This is a genomic window from Pseudothermotoga elfii DSM 9442 = NBRC 107921 (assembly GCF_000504085.1).
GTDB classification, from domain to species: Bacteria; Thermotogota; Thermotogae; order Thermotogales; family DSM-5069; genus Pseudothermotoga_B; species Pseudothermotoga_B elfii.
The window spans coordinates 393,617-413,952 of sequence record NC_022792.1 but is presented as its reverse complement, the minus strand read 5'-3'; the positions used below and the strand labels follow the sequence as shown (position 1 = coordinate 413,952).

Here is a 20,336-nt window from a genome sequence, read left to right as displayed (position 1 = left end):
TCAGTGGCTGAAAAAATAAGATTTGGCGTCATTGGAGCCGGAAAGATATCAGAGGTACTTCATGTTCCAAATATATATAACTGTGAATATGCTGAACTAATCGCTATTTCTGATCCAAATGCCGCAAGACTTGATTTTTTTAAAAGAAAGTTGAACGACCATCGTGTTCATTTTTACACCGATTACATGGAATTACTTGACAAAGAAAATATAGATGCCGTGGTTGTAGCAGTTCCTAACTCTCTGCATGCTGAAGTTGCTCTTCAGGCTCTGGAAAAAGGCAAGCACGTACTCGTAGAAAAACCAATGGCAGCCAATTCCGAGGAAGCTTTGAAAATGGTTAAGCTCGCTGGAGAAAATAAAAAAGTGCTTATGACCAATCATTCGCAAAGATTTTTTCCGCACCATCAGAAAGCAAAAGAGATAGTACAGTCTGGAATACTCGGTGAGATACGCTTAGTTAAAACCATGTTTTCCCATTCAGGGCCCGAAAATTGGTCGCCCACTGCTGGATGGTTTTTTAGAAAAGATTCGGCTATTTTTGGTGCACTTGGGGATCTCGGGGTTCACAAAATAGACCTAATAAGATACATAACAGATTTAGATATCATAAGATGCGTTTCTGTTACAGATACTCTGGAGAAAAAGGCAAATGTCGAGGATATAGCATGCGCCATCTTGAAACTTTCAAACGGAGCACTGGCAACCCTCGACGCAAACTGGATCACTAAAGGTCTTGAGGAAAACTACATAGTTATTTACGGTGAAAAAGGAACGATGAAAGTGGGGCAGACAGATCCTTCAAAAATTGAAATATATCTGGAAAAACCTGTGAAGTTTCACGGAGAAATAAATATGAAACCACTTTTTACCAATGAAGATCCGTACTGGAAATTACCGGTGGTCGATCATTTCACAAAAGTATGCCTTGGCATGGAAAAAGCCATAGTGAAACCGGAAGATGGATACATAGCCATAAAAATAATTGAAAAAATAGCAGAATCATTCCAGAAGAAAGGAGAAGTAATCATAGATGTCTGAAGCGGTTTTATCCGCAAGAAATATATGCATGGATTTTTCATCAGTCAGAGTTTTGCACAATATAGATGTAGATTTTCAAAAATCGAAGATATACGGTGTGGTAGGGGAAAATGGGGCCGGAAAATCCACGCTGATGCGAATATTATCCGGATTTCTTAAGCCAGTTGAAGGAGATATCTTTCTCGAGGGAAAGAAAGTATCTTTAGATCCACTCAAGGCAAAAGAATTAGGAATTATATTGATACCTCAGGAGCTCAATCTTGTTGAAAGTTTGAGGGTTTATGAAAACGTATTTTTGGGAAATGAGATAGAACGCGGCTTTCTAATAGACAAAAGAAAAATGATCGAAAAGACAGAGCAGTATATAAAAAAACTGGGACTTAATATTGATCCTGCTTCCTATGTTTCAAGACTTTCACCAGCTCAAAAACAGATGGTTGAAATAATGAAAGCCATCTCGAAGAAAGTTAAAGTTTTGATTATGGACGAACCAACTTCATCGCTAACTGACGAAGAGATTTCAAAATTATTCGAGGTTGCACTTGATATGAAAAAATCTGGAATTACAGTTGTCTTTATTTCACACAAATTGAAGGAAGTAAAAAGTATATCAGATGAGCTGATTATTTTAAGAGATGGTAGAAAAGTACATCAATGCGAAACAAAAGAGCTTACTGAAAAACAGATAGCAGAGCTTATGGTTGGCAGAGATCTGGGAAAGATGTACCCAGAAAAACCTGCACCATCTGAACAAATTGCGCTTGAGGTGAAAAACATTACAACAAAAGATGAATGTGTCAAAAATGTGAGTTTTAAAGTTTTCAGAGGCGAAATACTCGGTTTCTACGGCCTTGTTGGATCCGGAAGAACAGAACTGATGGAAGCAATTATAGGCCTGAGAAAACATAATGGCAAGATATCAGTTTTCGGTAAAGAAGTAAAAATAGAGAATCCTGAAGAAGCAAAAAAACTTGGTATAGCCTATTTGCCGGAAGACAGGAAGCAATCAGGAATTATATCGATAATGGAAATATTTAAAAACACAACTTTGATGTCTTTGAAGAAATTTTCAAAAATTCTGCTGAACAATCACAAAGAAGTCGAAGCTTTCAAAAAATACCAGGCGAATTTCGATATAAAGGCTCGAAGTCCATGGCAACCAGTGGGTACATTGAGCGGCGGAAACCAGCAAAAAGTTGTCATATCCAGATTGGTTGAAACCGGGGCAAATATTCTCATTTTTGACGAGCCAACACGCGGTGTGGATGTAAATGCAAAACATCAGATTTACGAAATAATGAGCAATATGATTCGAGAGCTTAAGATTACATTTATTGTTGTTTCCTCTGAATTACCTGAAATAATAGGACTTTGCAATCGAGTCATTGTTATGCGAAACGGGACCGTTGCGGCCACAATTTCCGGAGATGAAATAAATGAAAAAAACCTGATTTACTATGCAACAGGCCTTAAAGGAGGGTGATTTTCATAAAGACCTTGCCAAAATTCAGCTTTTCAAAATATGGAATTATTTTCGTACTCATCGCATTGATGATATTTTCTGGAATATTGAGTCCTGCCTTTTTGAGCAGGAGAAATATACTGAACATATTCTGGCAAACATCTTACGTTGGGATTATAGCAGTCGGAATAACTTTTGTGATGATAGCCGGTGGTATTGATCTGTCGGTTGGTTCTATGGTAGCACTCATGGGGGCTTTTGCAATCACCATGGTCAACAAATTTGGAGATAGCAATTTGTCTGTCGTTTTCTCAATATTTTTGACTTACGTACTTGGTGCAGTCATGGGTTTTGGAGTAGGTTTGCTCACTACAAAAGGCAAAATTCCTGCTTTTGTCACAACTCTTGGCGGCATGGCAATATACAGATCCTTAGTGTTGAATTTTGCAAATGGCGGAGTTTATATGAGCATGTCGCAGAAGTACTCAAGCATCGGTATGAAACACATACTTGGATTGCCCCTCCCAATGATTGTTTTTATAGCTTATACAATATTTGCATACATTCTGCTTGATAAAACCAGATTTGGAAGATATGTCTATGCAGTAGGGGCAAATGAAACAGCAGCCATTTATTCAGCCATAAAAGTAGATTGGGTGAGAACCATGACATATGTGATTAGTGGTATATCAGTGGTGACTTCGGCTGTTTTGCTGTCTTCCATGATGGGTTCTGTCAGTTCATCGTCAACCGGCAATAACTTTGAGCTTGATGCAATAGCCGCTGCTGTTATAGGAGGAACAAGCCTTAGCGGAGGAAAGGGAAATGTTATCGGTACATTTTTTGGCGCACTTATTCTTGGCGTTATAAACAACATGCTTGTTATGTTAAACGTAGCTGTTTACCTTCAGGGTATGGTTAAAGGATTGATAATCATAGGTGCAGTACTTCTTCAAAATCTCAAAGAACAATAAAAGCCCGATAGGGCAATTTAGAGGGAGGTGTTTTCATGAAAAAAGTTCTGATTTTCGTGCTTTTGATTGTCACAATTCTCAGTTTTGCGAAATTCAGAGTAGGGGTTGCAATTCCAGCAGCGGACCACGGTTGGACAGGCGGCATGGTCTGGTGGGCTCAATATGCAATCAAACAGTATGCAAACGACCCAGACGTTGAATTCTACCTTGTAACCGCGAAAGAACCAAGTGAGCAAATTGCTCAGGTACAGGCCCTTTTAGCAAAAGGAATAGACGCTCTTGTGATTAACCCATACGAATCAGCTCCGTTAACTCCCATATGCGTTCAGGCGTTCAGAGATGGTATCTTCACAATAATTGTTGATAGGGGAATTAACTCTGAAGAGTATAACGTCTATATTGCTGGAGATAACTATATGTATGGATATTTAGCCGGCAAATACATTGCTGAAAAACTTGGAGGAAAAGGTAATGTAGTGGTTATCGAAGGTATCCCATCAACGATAAACACGGAGAGAGTCGAAGCTTTCAAGAAAGCACTTGAACCATATCCAAATGTTAAAATTATAGCTCAACAACCAGGATACTGGAGCAGAGAAAAAGCGTTTGAAATCATGCAAACTTTGCTCACAAAATTTCCGAATATAGACGCAGTCTGGACTGGAGATGACGATATGCTTCACGGTGTCTTACTCGCCTTAAAGCAAGCAGGAAGAGACAAAAATATCGTCCTTGTTGGCGGAGCATGTGAGAAGAACATTGTTAAGATGATCATGGATGGTCATCCGTTAATCGGAGTAGATTTTACTTATCCACCCAATATGATATCTACGGCAATTAATCTTGCCGTTATGGCCCTCAAAGGGGAACATCTGAACGGATTCTACCAGAGAGGCATTCCAAGAAAAATCATCCTCTCAACCGAAACTGTCACAAAAGAAAATGCCAAAGATTACTACTTCCCAGAATCTGTTTTCTAAACAAATTTTCAGAAAGGGTCGGGCAAATGCCTGACCCTATGTTTCAAGGAGGTCAAATTATGAAAATAGGTTTTTTAACAGTTGCTCTTGGAAATACCAGCATTGAAGAGATTGTCAAATGGGCTTCAAAAGAAGGCTTTGAGGCACTTGAGGTAGCCACCTGGCCTTTGGTAAATGAAAGGGATTTTTCTTCAACAACTATTGATGTCGACCAGCTCGATAAATCAAAAATAGATCGCATAAAAGCTCTTTTTGAAAAAAACAGCATGATCATATCATCCTTAGCGTACTATGATAACAATTTAGATGCAAATCTGGAAAAACGAAAAAAAATAAATGAACATCTGAGAAAAGTTATCGATGCTGCCAGTTTGCTCGGAGTAGAGTTAGTCGGTACATTTATTGGAAGAGATATAACCAAATCTGTTGAGCAGAACTTCGAAGAATTTGAGAAAGTTTTCAAACCACTGATAGCTTACGCTGAGAGCAAAAATGTGAAACTTATGATAGAAAACTGTCCTATGGTAGGTTGGCAAGAACACGAAAAAGTAGGTAATATATTTTATTCACCACAGCTATGGAGAGAGATTTTCAGAATAACACCAGCTTCCTTTGGATTGAATTACGATCCGTCCCATCTATTCTGGCTTGGTATCGATTATATCAAAGTAATTGAGGAATTCAGTGAAAGAATCTTTCATGTGCACGCAAAAGATGTTGAAATAAATAGGCAGACTTTATATGAACAGGGCATCTTTGGTTACTATGGAACAAACCTTCACGGAAAAAGCTGGTGGATTTACAGATTACCAGGTTTAGGAGAAATAAATTGGGAAGCTCTCTCAAAAACATTGAGAAAAGCAGGATACGATTTTGTCGTAAGCATTGAACATGAAGACCCTGTTTGGGCTGGCGAAACTGAGAGATCAAAAATAGGACTAAGGATGGGTCATGAATTCCTCAGAAAATTATTTTAGACCATAAAAGAAAGATTTGTAGATACTAACAATTTAAATCAAAAGAAATCTTATTGTTACAATGTTAGCCTGGGCTAAGTTCCGTTAACAGCTCTTTAAGCCATAAAGAAAATGAAAATTGACCTATTTTGCCTTAAGGAGCTGCTTTTTGCTGGAAGTTAGTTTTTTGCAAATCGTATATTATATATTGGGCAAGCTTGCACGGCAGATCTGTCTGAAATTATCCCCTCGTAAATTGGGATAGGTCTAATTCCACAGAAACTTCGCGTTTTTCTACAATTCTGACAATTACCAATGTATACATGTGTATATATTGACAATATGCACATAGATGCTAAAATTATATATGAAAAAAATAACAGGAGGAGATAGCATGGTTATAGCAATTCCAGCACTGGATAACAATGGTCTGAAATCAAGAATCTCCGAACATTTTGGAAGAGCGCCTTATTTTGCAATTGTTGAGCTTACTGACGAAAAAATTGATGTGAAGCACATTGCAAACACAGGGGAACATTTCCATGGTGGTTCAAGAGCTATAGATGTCGTGATAAATCATAACGCATCTGTTGTTATCGCTCACAGTATGGGGCAGAAGGCACTTGATAATTTGCACCAGGCAGGAATCACGGTTCTGAAAACTATTGCAAAAACTGTTGAAGAAGCTGTTTTTGAATATAAGCAAGGTAAACTTCCAGAGATGACAGAAGGTCATGTTCATTGAAAGGAGAAAATTGATGAGAGGTAGAAGAGGTAGAGGGTGCGGTGGACAGTTTCTATTTTCAGGAGAGATGCTGATTCCTTCAATATTAATAATCCTTAAAAAGAAATCAATTCACGGCTATTCATTGATTGAAGATTTAGAGTCTATAGGCATAGATACGAGCTTATTACACCCCAGCATCGTATACAGGACTTTAAGAATGATGGAAATGCACGGGCTGGTAGACTCTGACTGGAATACTGAAGGAACCGGACCGGCTCGAAGAATTTATACCATTACTGATACAGGCAAAGGTTTTTTAAGAGAATGGTGTCTGAAAGCTAAGCGAGATATAGAAATGATGGAAAAATTAATAAAAGAAGCAGAAGGAGGTGAGTGAAATGTATGGATATATAAGAGGATGTGGCTTCAGAGGATTTTCTCCAGCTTGGCCTTATGTGGGAAGAGGTCGAGGAGGACTTCCCAGGTGCTGGTATCCAGGTTTCTCACCGTCTTTATCATTGACAAGAGATCAAGAACTGAATTTTTTAAAAACTCAGGCAGAGCTTCTGAAAGATCAGTTGAGTCAGATTGAATCAAGAATCAACGAATTGCAAACAAAATGAATAATTTTCAAATATGGAATCCTCAAGCGGGCTTCAGCCCGCTTTTTTCTTTCCGGATTCCGGATTTTTTGAGTATAATTGTTTTAAACCGAATGGGGAGATCGGTATGTTTTTTGTTGACAGAATGCTGGGAAAGCTGGCTAAAAAGTTAAGACTGCTTGGCTTTGACACCATGTATATAAACAACATAAAAGAAGAAGCCATTCTTCAGCTATGTCAGCAAACGGGAAGAATTTTGATCACGAGGGATAAAACTTTACACAGAAAAGCAATCAAAAAAGGTTTGAAAAGTTTCCTGATTAACTCTGAAATGTGGCGAGATCAGTTAGTGGAATTATCAAAAGTTTTTGATTTGAGAAAAAAAGATAAAATAATGATGAGATGCAGTTTATGCAATGTTGATCTTGTCATATCAAGCAACGAGCAGATAAGAAAAAAGGTTCCGCTTTATGTCCAGGAGACACAAGATGTTTTTTATACCTGTCCAATTTGCGGGAGAGTTTACTGGGAAGGAACACACGTGCAGCATATTTTTGAAGAATTCAGGAGGTTGGGATTCTGAAAGTATTTGGCCTGGTTGCTGATTTTTTTCAGAAAGGACATAAGACAGGTGCTATGTCTCAAATAGCCCAGATAATCTGTTCTCAGGCTAATGCCGAGCATTGCGATTTGTTTATTTACGAAAGCCAAAAAGATCATTTCAGATTGGTCGGGACAACCCATCAGCATGAAAAAATCGGAGTATTGAAAATAAATTCAAACACCTTGATGAATGATTCGCATGCAATAAAACTCGAATACAACGGTAAGCTTACAGGGGCTATAGCGCTGAGAAATCCAAAAAATTTACCAGCAATTGACAATCTTCTTGAGGAGCTTGCTTTTTCCCTGTGGTGGCTTGATAGATTCACAGAGCTTGAAAATACCGCAGAAAGATACCACAACATGAGTCAGCTGACAGATGCTTTTTATAGCTATGATGATCAGGATGAGTTGAAAAAAGAAATGGTCAAGGTAGTGGCAAAAATTCTGAGAGCTGATATGGTACTCTTCCTCGAGAAGATCTCTGAAAATTATGTTTTTACAGCTGGATTTGGCATCGATAGAAATCAACTTTTGATAGAAAGTATTCCACAATCTCATCCGTTCATATCAAAGATAGAAAAATCAGACAGTGGAATATTAAACATAAAAACACAGATAGATTTTGCAAGCATTCCTGTGAAATCATTGATAGCTGTGCCTCTCAGGTTGCAAGACAGAATTCTGGGAGTTCTGATCGCTATTAACAAAATATCAGAAGAAGGCTACAGAACCAGATACAGTTTTGACGAATTTGACCTCTCAACGTTGCATGAAGTAGCGAGGCGTATTTCACTCGCTTATACAAGGCTCGAGTATCAAAATAATCTCAAGAAAGAAATTGAGAAGCTCAAAAGCTATACAAAGCGTTACGAGGATTTGATCAAACAACAGCAACTTTATCTGAAAAAAATGGATCTGGTTCACAATATAAGCAATGCTATGAGGGCAAGTTACGATCCCAATAATGTATACAAAATCCTTCTTCTGGGATTGACTTCGGGAAGGGGTCTTGGTTTCAACAGAGCTTTATTACTTTTACGTGATAGAAAGACAGAAACCCTGTTCGGAAAAATCTGGTTAGGCCCATCCAGTGAGGAAGATATAACAAAAATATGGAGAGAAGCTGAAAGAAGAGCGATGAGTTACGGCGATTTTTCTCAATACCTGCGAGAAGAGGCGCTTATGCTTGATATTTCTAATGGACTTACGAAAAAAATAGAGGGAAAAATGTTTCATTACAAAGATCACCCGGTGTTTGAAAGAGTGGTTCTGAGAAGAAAACTGATCCATATAACCCCGCCACTTGCAAAAAGTATGGGAGAAGCCGTTAAAGATCTAACCAATCTCCTGGAGACAGAGGAATTCGCTGTTGTCCCATTGATAGGAAAGTGGGATACCATAGGTGTACTCATACTGGACAACAAATTCACAGGAAATCCAATTTCCGAAATCGACACAGAAGTTCTGAAAATTATAGCAGATAGTGCAGGATTAACGATAGAAAATGCGACAAATTACGAAGAGCTGAGGAAAAAAACAGAAAGCCTTGAACAACAAAAAAATATGATAGATTATCTAAGAAAGTTTAGCGAGAGCATTCTTCAAAACCTTACAACTGCCGTCATAGTAATTGATAGGCAAGGAAAGGTTTTAGAATGCAACAAAAGAGTAGAGCAATTGCTTGGATTGCCAAAGGAAAGAGTTATTGGAAGCGCATACACAGATTTTGGTGAGGCATTTCAGGATGTATTTGGTGTTGCAATGAAAGTTTTTGAGCGTGGTGAAACAATTACTCTTTCCAGATATAGAATAGAAACTGCAAATGGGGAGAGGTTTTTCGATACAAAATATTCTCCCTTATGGGATATAGCAGGTTCATCAATGAACGGTGTTATTGTAACGCTTGAAGATGTTACCGACCAGTACTTGCTCGAACAGGAAAGAAAAGACAAAGAAAAATTAGCACTGTTGGGAGAAATGTCAGCAAGAGTTGCGCATGAATTACGAAATCCAATAACCGTTATAGGAGGTTTCCTTAACAGATTGAAGAAAAACATTTCAGATCCACAGGCAAGAGAACGATACCTCAACATACTGAGTAACGAAGTGGACAATTTGCAGAATATAGTTTCAGAAATACTTGAATTCAGCAGAAGCGCAAGAAATATAGATGAAAGCAAATTTCAAATAAATGAATTGATAGAGGAAGTAGCATTTTTTATGCAAGAAAAAGCTGCCAGAAATAAAATCAACCTTGAATTTATGCTCTCGCCTTTGCAAGAAGTAGTGGCTGATAGAAACAGAATAAAGAGAGTTTTGATAAATCTTGTTCAAAATGCCATAGAAGCGACACCGCAAGGTGGTAGGATTATCTTAAAAAGTCAACAGGACCAGGATAGAGTACTGGTTTCCGTTTTTAACACAGGAGAGCCTATATCTGAAGAAAATCTGAGAAAAATCTTTGTGCCTTTCTACACAACGAAAACTTACGGAACAGGCCTCGGCCTCCCCATATGCAAGAAAATAATAGAAGATGAGCACGGGGGGCGCATATGGGCGGAATCGAAGCCAGAGGGAACTGAGTTTAAATTTGAAATCCCAATAAAAAGGGAGGGCGAATGATGAAAGAAGCTAAAATCCTTGTCGTTGATGATGAGCAAAATTTGAGATTGCTCATAAGTGAAGAACTTGAGGAACTTGGTTACAAAGTGGAAACTGTTTCAAATGCAGAAGAAGCGCTGAAAAGGATCGAATCAGATGATTTTGATCTCGCCACAATTGATATCGAAATGCCAGGAATGAATGGCATAGAACTCGCTGGCATTCTGAGACAAAAATATCCTGCACTAAGAATAATTCTTTTGACTGCTTATTCGCATTATAAATATGACCTTGCTTCGTGGGCTGCGGATGCATACGTGGTCAAATCAACTGATCTGACTGAATTGAAAGAAACAGTCAAGAAACTTCTGCAAATGTGAGGAGGTGCTTGTTTTGGATTACAGATCCACTCTCAATCTTCCCGGTACTGAGTTCTCAATGCGCGCTAATTTGGTGGAAAAAGAACCGCGTATACTTGAAAAATGGCAAAAAATGAATATTTATGATTATCTGCTAAAACACAGAGAGAATAACCCAACCTTCGTCCTTCACGATGGTCCACCTTATGCAAATGGCGATATTCACATAGGCACTGCTATGAACAAGATACTGAAAGATATAGTTGTGAGATACAAAACACTTCGCGGATTTAAATCGCCTTATGTACCCGGATGGGATACGCACGGTTTACCAATAGAGCACAAAGTTACGACAATGCTTGGAGAAAAGGCGAGATCTATGTCTCAAACAGAATTGAGAAAAGCTTGTGAAGAATTTGCAAAACAACAGATAGAAATGCAAAAGAAACAGTTTCAAAGACTTGGCGTTATAGGTGACTGGGAAAATTATTATGCGACTTTGAACCCTGAATATGAGTATAAAATCTATGAAATTTTTGCAAAGCTGGTGGAGGATGGCTATGTTTACAGAGCGCTTAAACCGGTTCTCTGGTGTAATAATTGCGGTACAGCCCTTGCACAGGCGGAAATAGAATATCACGACCACGATTCACCATCTATTTATGTCAAATTTAAAATGGAGAACTCAGAAAATGAATACATAATCATCTGGACAACTACCCCATGGACCCTGCCGGGAAATACCGGAATAGCCGTCCATCCAGATCAACAATATGTGAAAATAGAAGTAGGAAGCGAAATCTGGATCCTTGCTGAGAAATTATTGAAAATGGCCATGCAGGAAATTGGTATAGATGAGTACAGGATTCTTGAAAAATTCAAAGGGCATTTCCTTGAAGGAAAACAGGCTGTTCATCCAATATTTGATAGAAAATCTCGCATAATCACAGCCGATTTCGTAGACATGGAAACAGGCACTGGTTGCGTGCACATTGCACCGGGACATGGTGAGGAAGATTACGAATTCGGCCATCTCGTGAATGGTTTAGCCGTTATTTCCCCAGTTGATGAAAAAGGCTATTTCACAGAGGAAGCCGGAAAATATTCTGGCATGCATATTGAAAAAGCAAACAAACAGATAATAGAAGATTTAAAAAACAATGGCTCTCTTCTTAAGGAATCAACCATCAAGCATTCTTACCCGCACTGCTGGAGATGCAAGAAACCTGTTATATTCAGGGCAACAGAGCAATGGTTTATATCTGTTGAAAAAAACAACCTGAGGCAAAGGGTCCTTGAAAATATACAGAATGTGGCATGGATACCAGCCTGGGGAAAAAATAGAATAAGTGCTATGGTGGAAGAAAGACCAGATTGGTGCATTTCGAGGCAACGCGCCTGGGGGACACCTATTCCGGCTTTCAGGTGCAGCAAGTGTAGCGAGGTTGTTCTTGATGCAAGATTGATCAGGCATTTTGCCGAAATAGTTAAAAAAATGGGAACAAATGCCTGGTTTGAACTCAGTGAAAAACAACTCCTGCCCGATGGATATGTGTGCCCACATTGCGGTTCGGAGGATCTTGTTAAAATGAACGATACTCTTGACGTATGGATTGATTCCGGTTCTTCTTTCGAGGCAGTTTTAACCACAAGACCGGAATTAACATTTCCCGCAGACATGTATCTTGAGGGAAGCGACCAGCACAGAGGCTGGTTTAATTCGTCACTGGTCCTTTCTGTCATAACACACGATAAACCTCCGTATAAAACTGTTCTAACGCATGGATTCATAAAAGATGCAGAAGGAAAGAAGATGAGTAAATCTCTCGGAAATGTTGTCGATCCTCTTGAAGTATGTTCTAAATACGGTGCAGATGTACTCAGATTGTGGCTTGCAAGCAGTGACTATTTCAACGATATCAGAATATCCAAAAATATAATTTCCCAGCAAGTCGAGGTTTATAAAAAAATAAGAAACACTATAAGATACCTTCTGGGAAACCTTCAGGATTTTTCAGTAACAGATTCTATCGGATTCCAAAAGATGCTTCCGGTAGATAGATGGGCGCTTGGAAGACTTCAGCAAATAATAAAATCTGTAACAGAGGCATACGAAAGTTATGAGTTTTCCAAAGCATATAACATACTGGTAAAGTATTGCTCTGTAGAACTAAGCGCTATCTATCTGGATATCGTGAAAGATAGACTATATGTCGAAGGAAAGCACTCTTTAAAAAGAAGATCGGCTCAAACAGTTTTATATAATATTCTAAAATCCCTGCTTGTCATGTTCTCGCCAATTCTTGCCTTCACGTGCGAAGAGGCTTACGAGTTTCTAAACTTTGGTGAGAAAAAATATCAAACTGTAATGGCTGAAAGTTGGCCTGAATATAAAGAGGAATACATAGACACCAATCTGATGAATGATTTTGAAGAACTTCTCCAATTGAGGGATCTCGTTTTGAAAGCACTTGAAGAATCCAGGCAGAATGGTTTGATAGGTCATTCACTTGATGCAAAGGTTGCTATCAAAACCGGCTCTAAGAAAACCCTTGAGTTACTCAAAAAATATTCGGCATACCTGGAAGAATTCTTCATAGTCTCCAAAGTAGAAATTTGCAACTCTGACGAAAATCTACACATTGAAGTTGAACATGCCGAAGGTGAGAAATGTGAGCGTTGCTGGAAATATGATCCGCTGACCAATTCAGATTCGGAGTTTCCCAATATCTGCCCAAGATGCATGGCTGTTCTTAAAGAAAAAAGGTGATTGTATGATAGAGATATCGGCTCTCGTGGCAGATGCATTCAGCAAAAAGGCGTCGGATATCCACCTTTCGGTGGATATGCCGCCTATTTATAGAATAAACGGTCTTCTTGTTGAGCAAAAAAATTTTGGCATCATGGGTGAAAGTGATCTGGTTATGTCGCTTAAAAAATTGTTCGACCAGATAGGAATGACGAACAATCTGGAGAAAAAAGAAATAGATTTTGCGTTCAGTGTTGGTGAACAAGTAAGGGTGAGAGGAAATCTGTATTACGAACGCAGAAAACCTGCTCTGGCTTTAAGACTGATTACCAGAAAAATAAGAACTTTCGATGAACTCGGTTTGCCAGATATATTGAAAGAATTTACCGAACGAGATTCAGGTTTGATCCTGGTAGCCGGTCCAACAGGCAGTGGGAAATCTACCACTCTTGCTGCAATGATAGATTATATAAACGAAAATCACCCTTACCATATAATAACTATCGAAGACCCTATAGAGTACATTTTCACAAACAAAAAGTCCGTCATTCATCAAAGAGAACTCGGTCAGGACACAAACAGCTTTTACGATGGGTTGAAATATGCTCTCAGACAAGATCCAGATGTCATACTTGTTGGTGAAATGAGAGACCTTGAAACAATGTCTCTTGCACTCACGGCAGCAGAAACAGGCCATTTAGTATTCAGTACTATCCACACAAACAGCGCAGCAAGTGCACCGGAAAGAGTTATAGATGTTTTTCCAGCCCATCAGCAAAAACAAATAGCCCTACAACTTGCCAATACACTTATTGCGATAATTTATCAAAGATTGCTACCAAGAATTGATGGAAAAGGTATGGTGCCTGTGCTTGAGATACTGGTTGGTACACCTGCTGTTAAAAACTTGATACGCGAAAATAAATTACACCAGATAGAATCAATTATGCAGACAAGTTCCAGGCAGGGTATGGTGCTCTTTGATGATGCTCTGTTTAGAGCTTATATGAGCGGATTAATCGATAAAAAACAGGTTTATGAGTATGCCCGGAACCAGCAGGAAATGGGGAAGAAATTAGGATGAAAGACATAATTGAATCAATAATCAAAGATGTTAATAAGAAAACCATCGAGCTTGAACAAAAATTATCCAGCTCCAATCTGGATATCGAGCAGTTGCGGGAATTTTCTGTTGAATATTCAAGGTTGAAAGAGGCCCTCGAAATATACCAGCAACTCAAACAAATGGAAGAAGAGATGAATTTCTGGCAAGAAGCAATGAAAGAAGATCCCTCGCTTGAGGAAGATTTTCTGAAAGCCAGAAAGCAATACGAAGATATAATTTCTCAACTAATTTCTCACCTTCTACCTTTTGAAGAACATAACAATGTCATATTTGAGATCAGAGCCGGCACAGGAGGAGAAGAAGCTGCCCTTTTTGCTGCTGACCTTTATCGAATGTATATTCGTTACGCAGAGCGGAAAGGCTGGCAGGTAGAACTGTCAGATTTTCACGATACAGGGCTTGGCGGTTTCAAAGAAATCGTTTTCTTTGTTAAAGGAAAATCTGCTTACAAATATTTGAAATATGAAAGTGGTGTTCACAGAGTCCAGAGGGTGCCTGTTACCGAATCTTCAGGCAGAATACATACATCAACAGCCACTGTTGCTGTGTTACCAGAGGTGTCAGATGTTGAAATTCATATTGACCCGAAAGACTTAAAAATAGATACTTTCAAGGCTTCAGGACATGGCGGACAGTATGTCAACAAAACAGAATCGGCTGTGAGGATAACACATCTCCCAACAGGCATAATTGTCTCCTGCCAAAGTGAAAGATCACAGCATCAGAACCGTGAGCGTGCACTTGTCATTTTGCGAGCAAAACTTTATGAAATCGAGCAAGAAAAGATCAACTCACAACTCTCTAATCAGAGAAAAAACCAGATCGGCTCAGCAGAGAGAAGCGAGAAAATCAGAACATACAATTTTCCTCAAAACAGAGTAACAGACCATAGAATAAACTACACAACATACAGATTGCAGGAAATACTTGATGGGGATCTTGATGAACTAATAATGAAACTTTTTGAAAGTGAATTAATAAAGCTGACCAGGAACTGATTTACTGATAAGCGTTCTGAGCAAGCTGCTCATAAATTGTTCTGACAAGTGACTTCAGATTATCTTTTGCCACCTGCTTTGAATATTCGTAAAAAAGCATATTTGTGAACCATTCCTGTGCAGGGGTTCTTGGTATAAGATCGGATTTTGGGATAGAATCGTACATTTTTTTGAATATTTCGTAAAAAAGGCTACCAGCGAATTCTGAACAGGCATTGTAGAGTTTGTCCGTTCTGACACTATCAACGCTTTGAACAAGCATCACATCACCACCAGGTCTGCGAGTAATACGCCTGCACTGTGCATTGTTTGAAGTATAGCTATTATGTCTTGCGGGGTTGCTCCAAGATTTTTCAAAGCTGAGACAAGTGATGAAACAGTTGCGTCAACTTCCTCGGAGGATTCCACTTTGCCGTTTTTCACTGTAATATTAAAAACACCATAAGATAGAGTAAAGTCAAGAATTTTAACATTTCCACCGAAAACAACTGTGCCCGTTTTTTCATTCACCACCACTCTTGCTGGTTGATCAACAGAAACTTCTACTTCTTCCACAAGAGATAAAAAGGTAACTATATCATCTTCAAAAGCAGAAGGAACTTCTATTTTTATAGAAGAGGCATCCACGGCTTTCGCAATTTTTCTTTCGAAAGTTGTATTGATAGCCTGGGCAACGCGGGCCGACGTTGTGAAATCCGGCTTTTTCAAAAGTATTGTTACACTGTTCGACTGAACAAATTCAAATGGGATTTCTTTTTCCACAATGGCACCGTTGGGTATATACCCAACTATTCTGTATTTGTTCTGCAGATTAGCCGACACTTTAACATCAAAGCCCCCTACACTTACATTTCCCTGCGCCACGGCGTATACATTTCCATCTGCACCATAAAGCGGTGTCTGAACCAGAAAACCTCCTTCAAGAGACTTGGCATCACCTATAGAGGCAACAGACACATCAAGTCTCATTCCTTCTTTGTAAAACGGTGGAATATCTGCGAAAACCATAACAAGAGCGCTATTTTTCGTTTTCAAGCTGTCCGAATCTATGCTGACATTAAAGGCTTTTGCCATATTGGCGAGCAGTGTAGAGTTTACCTGACCAGAATCACCTGTTCCATTTAAGCCAACAACTACTCCTATTCCAAAAAGCTGATTGTCGCGGGCTCCTCTGAAATCAGCAATATCTTTTATTCTTACAGAGCCAAAGCCAGTTAGAGCCACAATAATGATTATAAATATGGTGACCTTTCGCACTGTCTCACCTCACAAAAACCATTTTGCAATTGCTGATAACAAATAATCAAGCCACGATTGCTGATCCGGGTTCTGCCGAAAAACCAGTTCTCCATTAACCCATATTTGACAGTTTGCAATATTTGAAGAATCAACTGTATTGTTGTGTGAAATATCATCAGGTCTAACAGTGCCCCGTATGATTATCTCGCTCAGCTGTTCACCCACTTTCAATTTTTTGTTCCCCTCAACAACCAGATTACCATTTTGGATATCTACCACCACTGCCGATATAGTTAAAACAACTGTTGAGCTCAGTTGAGCGGATCTCTGCTGCTGAGAGTTGTTGTTTATAGGTATGAACTGAGAGAGATCAAATTGCGTGATGTTTTTTACAGCACCTGTAAACAGATTCACAAGAGCATTTTCAAAAGCGTCATTTGAGCTGGAAGAATTTATTTGAGGTGTTTCTTTGACCACGATTGTTACTATGTCACCAACTTTGCTCGCTTTTCTATCAGCTATTATGTTTTTAAACTGCGCGGATGAAGAGTTGTTCCACAACGACGTAGGAAAAACAAAAGTTGTATATAAAGCGAAGACAATCACAATTATTAAGGATTTTTTCACACTCTCAGCCTCCAGAAATGAGAATTGTATAATCTGATCTCAAAATTCCTTGAATCAGAAATCCAGTATCAACATTTCTCGCTTTAACGATCTCTCCAAAATTTCCATCATGCAAAACTCTCACAAGTGCTGTAGCCAGAACCGAACCTGTTTCGAAAACTGCTAAGAGAACCTGCCCGGCCCTCACATCTGGCGCCTTGACAAGGTAGAATAGGTCTATTGGCTCTCCTTCACGGAACATTTTCCTGCTCACTTTTCCCGCGACAACCTCAAGATTGTTCGTAAAATTTCCCTTCTTTCCAAATACATCAAACTCGACCAGCTCCACATCTTCTCTTTTAATAATCTCTCCACTTTTAATAGTTCTGCGTGCAATTAAAATCTTCCTTGGCTGTGAAATAAGTGCCGACGCCTGAACATAACCGGCAAAAGATCGATTATTGTAGAACTTGATCAGAATATTTGTTTTATTGCCATTGAAGTTGCACGAAAGAATCTCGAATCTGTCAGCTGAGGGAATCGATTGTTTGAATTGAAGGTCTGTTACGGTTGCAGTTTCGCTGATCTGAGAAAGTACAAAATCAATTATGGCACTTTGCACATCTGTTTCAAAAACGGCAAAAGCGCTTACGGAAATCAGGCAAAAAGCAAAAATTCTCCACATTTTTCCATCCTCACTCAAAATTCAAAGAAAGGATGGATCATCGTTTCAACGTGGATACCGTTTGCAGCATATTGTCAGCTGTTTGAATTGCCCGGGCATTAAGTTCATAAGCTCTCTGGGCAGTTATCATATCCACCATTTCCTTCACAACATCAACGTTAGCTTTTTCAAGATATCCTTGCTGCAACGCGCCAAAACCATCTTGATTTGGTGTCCCTTCGATGGGTTCGCCCGACGCCGTGGTCTCCAGGTATAAGTTATCTCCCACTGCTTTCAAGCCAGATGGGTTTACAAACCTGACAAGCGTGATGGTTCCAAGATTCTGAACTGTACCATCTTGCATTTCTGCCGAAAAAATACCATCTGGAGATATGTTAATGGCAACGGCATCAGCCGGTACAACAATATTCGGTATCAGAGCCAGACCGTTCGATGTAACTACTCTTCCTTCGCTGTCGACTTTGAATGTACCATCCCTTGTATAAGCAGTTCTACCATCCTGCAACTGCACTTGAAAAAAACCATCTCCAGTAATCGCCACATCCAGTGCGTTACCTGTATATTCCATATTGCCAAGTGAAAATATCTTGGTGGTGGCACTGAGTCTTGTGCCATGCCCAAAATATATTCCTGTTGGTATAGTAGAATTCACCGCGGTGGGAGTACCTGCGTTTTTGTAATACTGGTAGACGAGGTCTTGAAATTCAGCTCTAACTTTTTTGTAACCAGTCGTATCAACATTGGCAAGGTTATTTGAAATTGTGTCAAGTTTGTACTGTTGTGCCCACATTCCTGTTGCTGCAGAATAAAGTGAAACCATCATTTTCAATAGCACCTCCCATTATTTGAGAGAACCAACCTGAGATATTAGTTTTGCCAGAGTTTCATCTGATACTGTGAGAGCTTTTTGAGAAATTTCAAAATGCCTCTGTGCCTCGATTAGGTTTACCATTTCATCTATTGCATTGACATTTGATAATTCAACGTATCCAGATAAAATCCTAAATTCATCTGCAACAACAGGCTGGCCACTTTCTTCCGTTGGTTGAAATAACGTATAACCAATCTTTCTCAATTCGCCCGGATCATCGAAATTGTAGATACCCAACCTGGTTATCACGTTACCCACAGGGTCTCTGATATATCCATCGGCATCAACAACATAACTGGATTCAAATCTTATCGGCTGATTGTTCTCATCAAGCACCATAAGCCCATCAGTATTTACCAGATACCCTTCCTCATTTAATTTGAAATTGCCAGCACGGCTGTAATATACCCCATCTTCTCCGAGTAAACTGAAAAATCCTTCTCCATCAATGGCAAAGTCCATTGGATTATCAGTTTTCATGAAAGTTCCCATAGATGAATCTAAGAACACGTCGTCCAGGACCGCACTGTATGTCAAATTTCCAATTGGCTGCCTTCGATCTGGTAGGGCATATATTGCCCTGTCCTGGTATGCTCTAAAGGCAAGTTTATCCCTTTTATACGCAACCGTCTCGACGTTCGCAAGGTTATTTGCAGTTACATCGAGTTTACTCATATCCAGAAGCATACCCATTGCAGCAGTATAAATACCCCTTAACACGCTATCACCTCGAGTATGAAGTAGCAACAACCTTGAGCAAATCTGGATTCTCTAACAGAATACCTGTACCTCTCGCTACAGAAGTTATGGGATCTTCAGCTATTATCGTCTTCACTCCAAGCTCTTCAGATATGAGCAAATCAAGGCCTCTTAACAAAGCTCCACCACCCGTAAGCACAATACCTTGGTTTATTATATCCGCCGCCAGTTCTGGCGGAGTCTTTTCGAGAACCATCTTGATCCTGCTTACTATTGTTTCAACTAAAGGACGCAACGTCTCCATAACATCATCAGAGTTTATCTGATCTGTTCTTGGCAGTCCAGTAACAGCGTCTCTGCCTTTAATCTCTATTTCATATGATTCCATGGAAGAGTGGATTTTTCCTATCCTTATTTTTACCTGTTCTGCGGTAGGCTCTCCTATGACCAGCCCGTACTTCCTTCTTGCAAATCTGACAATAGCCTCATCCATTGCATCTCCTGCAATTTTGATAGAGTCTCCAACCACAACCCCTCCAAGACTTATCACGGCTATGTCGGTTGTACCTCCGCCTATATCTACGACCATACTCCCTTCAGATTTTGTCACATCTATACCTGAACCTATTGCCGCTGCGAGGGGTTCAGAAATCACATGAACCTGACGTGCTCCTGCGTTAAGCGCTGCTTCAAAAACTGCTCTTTTTTCAACACTCGTGGCTTTCGTTGGAATGCCTATAACAAGATCCGGTTTGAAAAAGAAAGATCTTCTCACGGTGCGGTTTATGAATTCTTTGATTACCGCCTCAATAGTTTTGTAGTCTGCTATCACACCATCTTTCATTGGCTTAATGGCTTTGAAATACTCTGGAGTTTTGCCAAGCATTTTCTTGGCCTCTTCGCCTATTGCCACTATCTCCCCTGTTTTTTCAGAAATCGCAACGACAGATGGTTCAAAAATGACAATACCTTTTCCTCTCTGATAAACTATAAAGCTTGCTGTACCAAGGTCTATTCCAAGATCACCTTTCGGCATTTTTAATACCTCCCCGATT

At 39.4% G+C, this 20,336-nt stretch carries 21 protein-coding genes; 14 read left to right on the top strand and 7 right to left on the bottom strand.

Annotated features, from left to right (window positions below; all coding sequences use genetic code 11):
- Positions 1–3: 3 nt before the first annotated feature.
- From TEL01S_RS01920 to prfA, 14 genes are all read left to right on the top strand, one after another.
- Positions 4–1,041, top strand: a complete 1,038-nt coding sequence (locus TEL01S_RS01920; protein WP_038051232.1) for a Gfo/Idh/MocA family protein — start codon at positions 4–6, stop codon at positions 1,039–1,041.
- Positions 1,034–2,524 (top strand): sugar ABC transporter ATP-binding protein, encoded by a 1,491-nt coding sequence (locus TEL01S_RS01915; RefSeq protein ID WP_028843433.1) that lies wholly within the window; start codon positions 1,034–1,036, stop codon positions 2,522–2,524. The genes TEL01S_RS01920 and TEL01S_RS01915 overlap by 8 nt, the downstream gene beginning before the upstream one ends.
- 14 nt (positions 2,525–2,538) lie before the next feature.
- Positions 2,539–3,477 (top strand): ABC transporter permease, encoded by a 939-nt coding sequence (locus TEL01S_RS01910; protein WP_198407824.1) that lies wholly within the window; start codon positions 2,539–2,541, stop codon positions 3,475–3,477.
- Positions 3,478–3,512: 35 nt separating this feature from the next.
- On the top strand, positions 3,513–4,457 hold the full coding sequence (locus TEL01S_RS01905; protein WP_028843434.1) for a substrate-binding domain-containing protein: 945 nt from the start codon (positions 3,513–3,515) through the stop codon (positions 4,455–4,457).
- Between the two features lie 59 nt (positions 4,458–4,516).
- Positions 4,517–5,434, top strand: a complete 918-nt coding sequence (locus tag TEL01S_RS01900; protein WP_028843435.1) for a sugar phosphate isomerase/epimerase family protein — start codon at positions 4,517–4,519, stop codon at positions 5,432–5,434.
- Positions 5,435–5,807: 373 nt separating this feature from the next.
- Complete coding sequence (locus TEL01S_RS01895) at positions 5,808–6,158, top strand: NifB/NifX family molybdenum-iron cluster-binding protein (protein ID WP_028843436.1); 351 nt, start codon at positions 5,808–5,810, stop codon at positions 6,156–6,158.
- 13 nt (positions 6,159–6,171) lie between these two features.
- Complete coding sequence (locus TEL01S_RS01890; RefSeq protein WP_161632317.1) at positions 6,172–6,537, top strand: helix-turn-helix transcriptional regulator; 366 nt, start codon at positions 6,172–6,174, stop codon at positions 6,535–6,537.
- A gap of 1 nt (position 6,538) precedes the next feature.
- Complete coding sequence (locus TEL01S_RS01885) at positions 6,539–6,763, top strand: DUF5320 family protein (RefSeq protein WP_028843437.1); 225 nt, start codon at positions 6,539–6,541, stop codon at positions 6,761–6,763.
- 106 nt (positions 6,764–6,869) lie between these two features.
- Positions 6,870–7,325, top strand: coding sequence for a Mut7-C RNAse domain-containing protein (locus tag TEL01S_RS01880; protein ID WP_012002433.1), 456 nt, complete (start codon positions 6,870–6,872; stop codon positions 7,323–7,325).
- A 53-nt stretch (positions 7,326–7,378) separates the two neighbouring features.
- The gene (locus TEL01S_RS01875) at positions 7,379–9,970 is read left to right on the top strand and encodes a sensor histidine kinase (protein ID WP_051366145.1); all 2,592 of its coding nucleotides are present in this window, start codon (positions 7,379–7,381) and stop codon (positions 9,968–9,970) included.
- Positions 9,967–10,329, top strand: coding sequence for a response regulator (locus TEL01S_RS01870; RefSeq protein ID WP_012002431.1), 363 nt, complete (start codon positions 9,967–9,969; stop codon positions 10,327–10,329). Before TEL01S_RS01875 ends, TEL01S_RS01870 begins: the two co-directional genes overlap by 4 nt.
- 13 nt (positions 10,330–10,342) lie before the next feature.
- Entirely contained in the window at positions 10,343–13,078 is a 2,736-nt protein-coding gene (gene ileS, locus TEL01S_RS01865; protein WP_028843440.1) for an isoleucine--tRNA ligase, read from the top strand.
- Between the two features lie 4 nt (positions 13,079–13,082).
- Positions 13,083–14,141: a type IV pilus twitching motility protein PilT gene (locus TEL01S_RS01860; RefSeq protein WP_012002429.1), complete on the top strand. Its 1,059-nt coding sequence runs from the start codon at positions 13,083–13,085 to the stop codon at positions 14,139–14,141.
- Positions 14,138–15,181, top strand: coding sequence for a peptide chain release factor 1 (gene prfA, locus TEL01S_RS01855; protein ID WP_028843441.1), 1,044 nt, complete (start codon positions 14,138–14,140; stop codon positions 15,179–15,181). Before TEL01S_RS01860 ends, prfA begins: the two co-directional genes overlap by 4 nt.
- Position 15,182: 1 nt before the next feature.
- On the opposite strand, the gene TEL01S_RS01850 is transcribed toward prfA, so the two are convergent.
- Genes TEL01S_RS01850 through mreB form a run of 7 tightly spaced genes read right to left on the bottom strand, consistent with a single transcriptional unit; the run spans position 15,183 to position 20,317 of the window.
- Positions 15,183–15,443 carry a rod-binding protein gene (locus TEL01S_RS01850; protein ID WP_028843442.1) on the bottom strand — a complete coding sequence of 87 codons (261 nt, stop codon included), beginning with the start codon at positions 15,441–15,443 and terminating at the stop codon, positions 15,183–15,185.
- A complete protein-coding gene (locus TEL01S_RS01845; protein ID WP_012002426.1) occupies positions 15,443–16,438 on the bottom strand; it encodes a flagellar basal body P-ring protein FlgI in 996 nt (331 codons plus the stop codon). Before TEL01S_RS01845 ends, TEL01S_RS01850 begins: the two co-directional genes overlap by 1 nt.
- A gap of 9 nt (positions 16,439–16,447) precedes the next feature.
- A complete protein-coding gene (locus tag TEL01S_RS01840) occupies positions 16,448–17,047 on the bottom strand; it encodes a flagellar basal body L-ring protein FlgH (RefSeq protein ID WP_012002425.1) in 600 nt (199 codons plus the stop codon).
- 4 nt (positions 17,048–17,051) lie between these two features.
- Entirely contained in the window at positions 17,052–17,711 is a 660-nt protein-coding gene (flgA, locus tag TEL01S_RS01835; protein WP_012002424.1) for a flagellar basal body P-ring formation chaperone FlgA, read from the bottom strand.
- Positions 17,712–17,748: 37 nt separating this feature from the next.
- On the bottom strand, positions 17,749–18,534 hold the full coding sequence (gene flgG / locus TEL01S_RS01830; RefSeq protein WP_012002423.1) for a flagellar basal-body rod protein FlgG: 786 nt from the start codon (positions 18,532–18,534) through the stop codon (positions 17,749–17,751).
- Between the two features lie 18 nt (positions 18,535–18,552).
- Positions 18,553–19,302, bottom strand: coding sequence for a flagellar basal-body rod protein FlgF (flgF, locus tag TEL01S_RS01825; RefSeq protein ID WP_012002422.1), 750 nt, complete (start codon positions 19,300–19,302; stop codon positions 18,553–18,555).
- 4 nt (positions 19,303–19,306) lie between these two features.
- On the bottom strand, positions 19,307–20,317 hold the full coding sequence (mreB, locus tag TEL01S_RS01820) for a rod shape-determining protein (RefSeq protein ID WP_012002421.1): 1,011 nt from the start codon (positions 20,315–20,317) through the stop codon (positions 19,307–19,309).
- Positions 20,318–20,336: the final 19 nt, after the last annotated feature.

Excerpts from the sequence above, each read along its gene's own strand:
- TEL01S_RS01915 (WP_028843433.1), top strand. The coding sequence starts at position 1,034 with ATGTCTGAAGCGGTTTTATCCGCAAGAAATATATGCATGGATTTTTCA.
- TEL01S_RS01905 (WP_028843434.1), top strand. The coding sequence starts at position 3,513 with ATGAAAAAAGTTCTGATTTTCGTGCTTTTGATTGTCACAATTCTCAGT.
- TEL01S_RS01900 (WP_028843435.1), top strand. The coding sequence starts at position 4,517 with ATGAAAATAGGTTTTTTAACAGTTGCTCTTGGAAATACCAGCATTGAA.
- TEL01S_RS01895 (WP_028843436.1), top strand. The coding sequence starts at position 5,808 with ATGGTTATAGCAATTCCAGCACTGGATAACAATGGTCTGAAATCAAGA.
- TEL01S_RS01890 (WP_161632317.1), top strand. The coding sequence starts at position 6,172 with ATGAGAGGTAGAAGAGGTAGAGGGTGCGGTGGACAGTTTCTATTTTCA.
- TEL01S_RS01885 (WP_028843437.1), top strand. The coding sequence starts at position 6,539 with ATGTATGGATATATAAGAGGATGTGGCTTCAGAGGATTTTCTCCAGCT.
- TEL01S_RS01880 (WP_012002433.1), top strand. The coding sequence starts at position 6,870 with ATGTTTTTTGTTGACAGAATGCTGGGAAAGCTGGCTAAAAAGTTAAGA.
- TEL01S_RS01875 (WP_051366145.1), top strand. The coding sequence starts at position 7,379 with ATGTCTCAAATAGCCCAGATAATCTGTTCTCAGGCTAATGCCGAGCAT.
- TEL01S_RS01870 (WP_012002431.1), top strand. The coding sequence starts at position 9,967 with ATGATGAAAGAAGCTAAAATCCTTGTCGTTGATGATGAGCAAAATTTG.
- TEL01S_RS01860 (WP_012002429.1), top strand. The coding sequence starts at position 13,083 with ATGATAGAGATATCGGCTCTCGTGGCAGATGCATTCAGCAAAAAGGCG.
- prfA (WP_028843441.1), top strand. The coding sequence starts at position 14,138 with ATGAAAGACATAATTGAATCAATAATCAAAGATGTTAATAAGAAAACC.
- TEL01S_RS01850 (WP_028843442.1), bottom strand. The coding sequence starts at position 15,443 with ATGCTTGTTCAAAGCGTTGATAGTGTCAGAACGGACAAACTCTACAAT.
- flgA (WP_012002424.1), bottom strand. The coding sequence starts at position 17,711 with ATGTGGAGAATTTTTGCTTTTTGCCTGATTTCCGTAAGCGCTTTTGCC.
- flgG (WP_012002423.1), bottom strand. The coding sequence starts at position 18,534 with ATGATGGTTTCACTTTATTCTGCAGCAACAGGAATGTGGGCACAACAG.
- mreB (WP_012002421.1), bottom strand. The coding sequence starts at position 20,317 with ATGCCGAAAGGTGATCTTGGAATAGACCTTGGTACAGCAAGCTTTATA.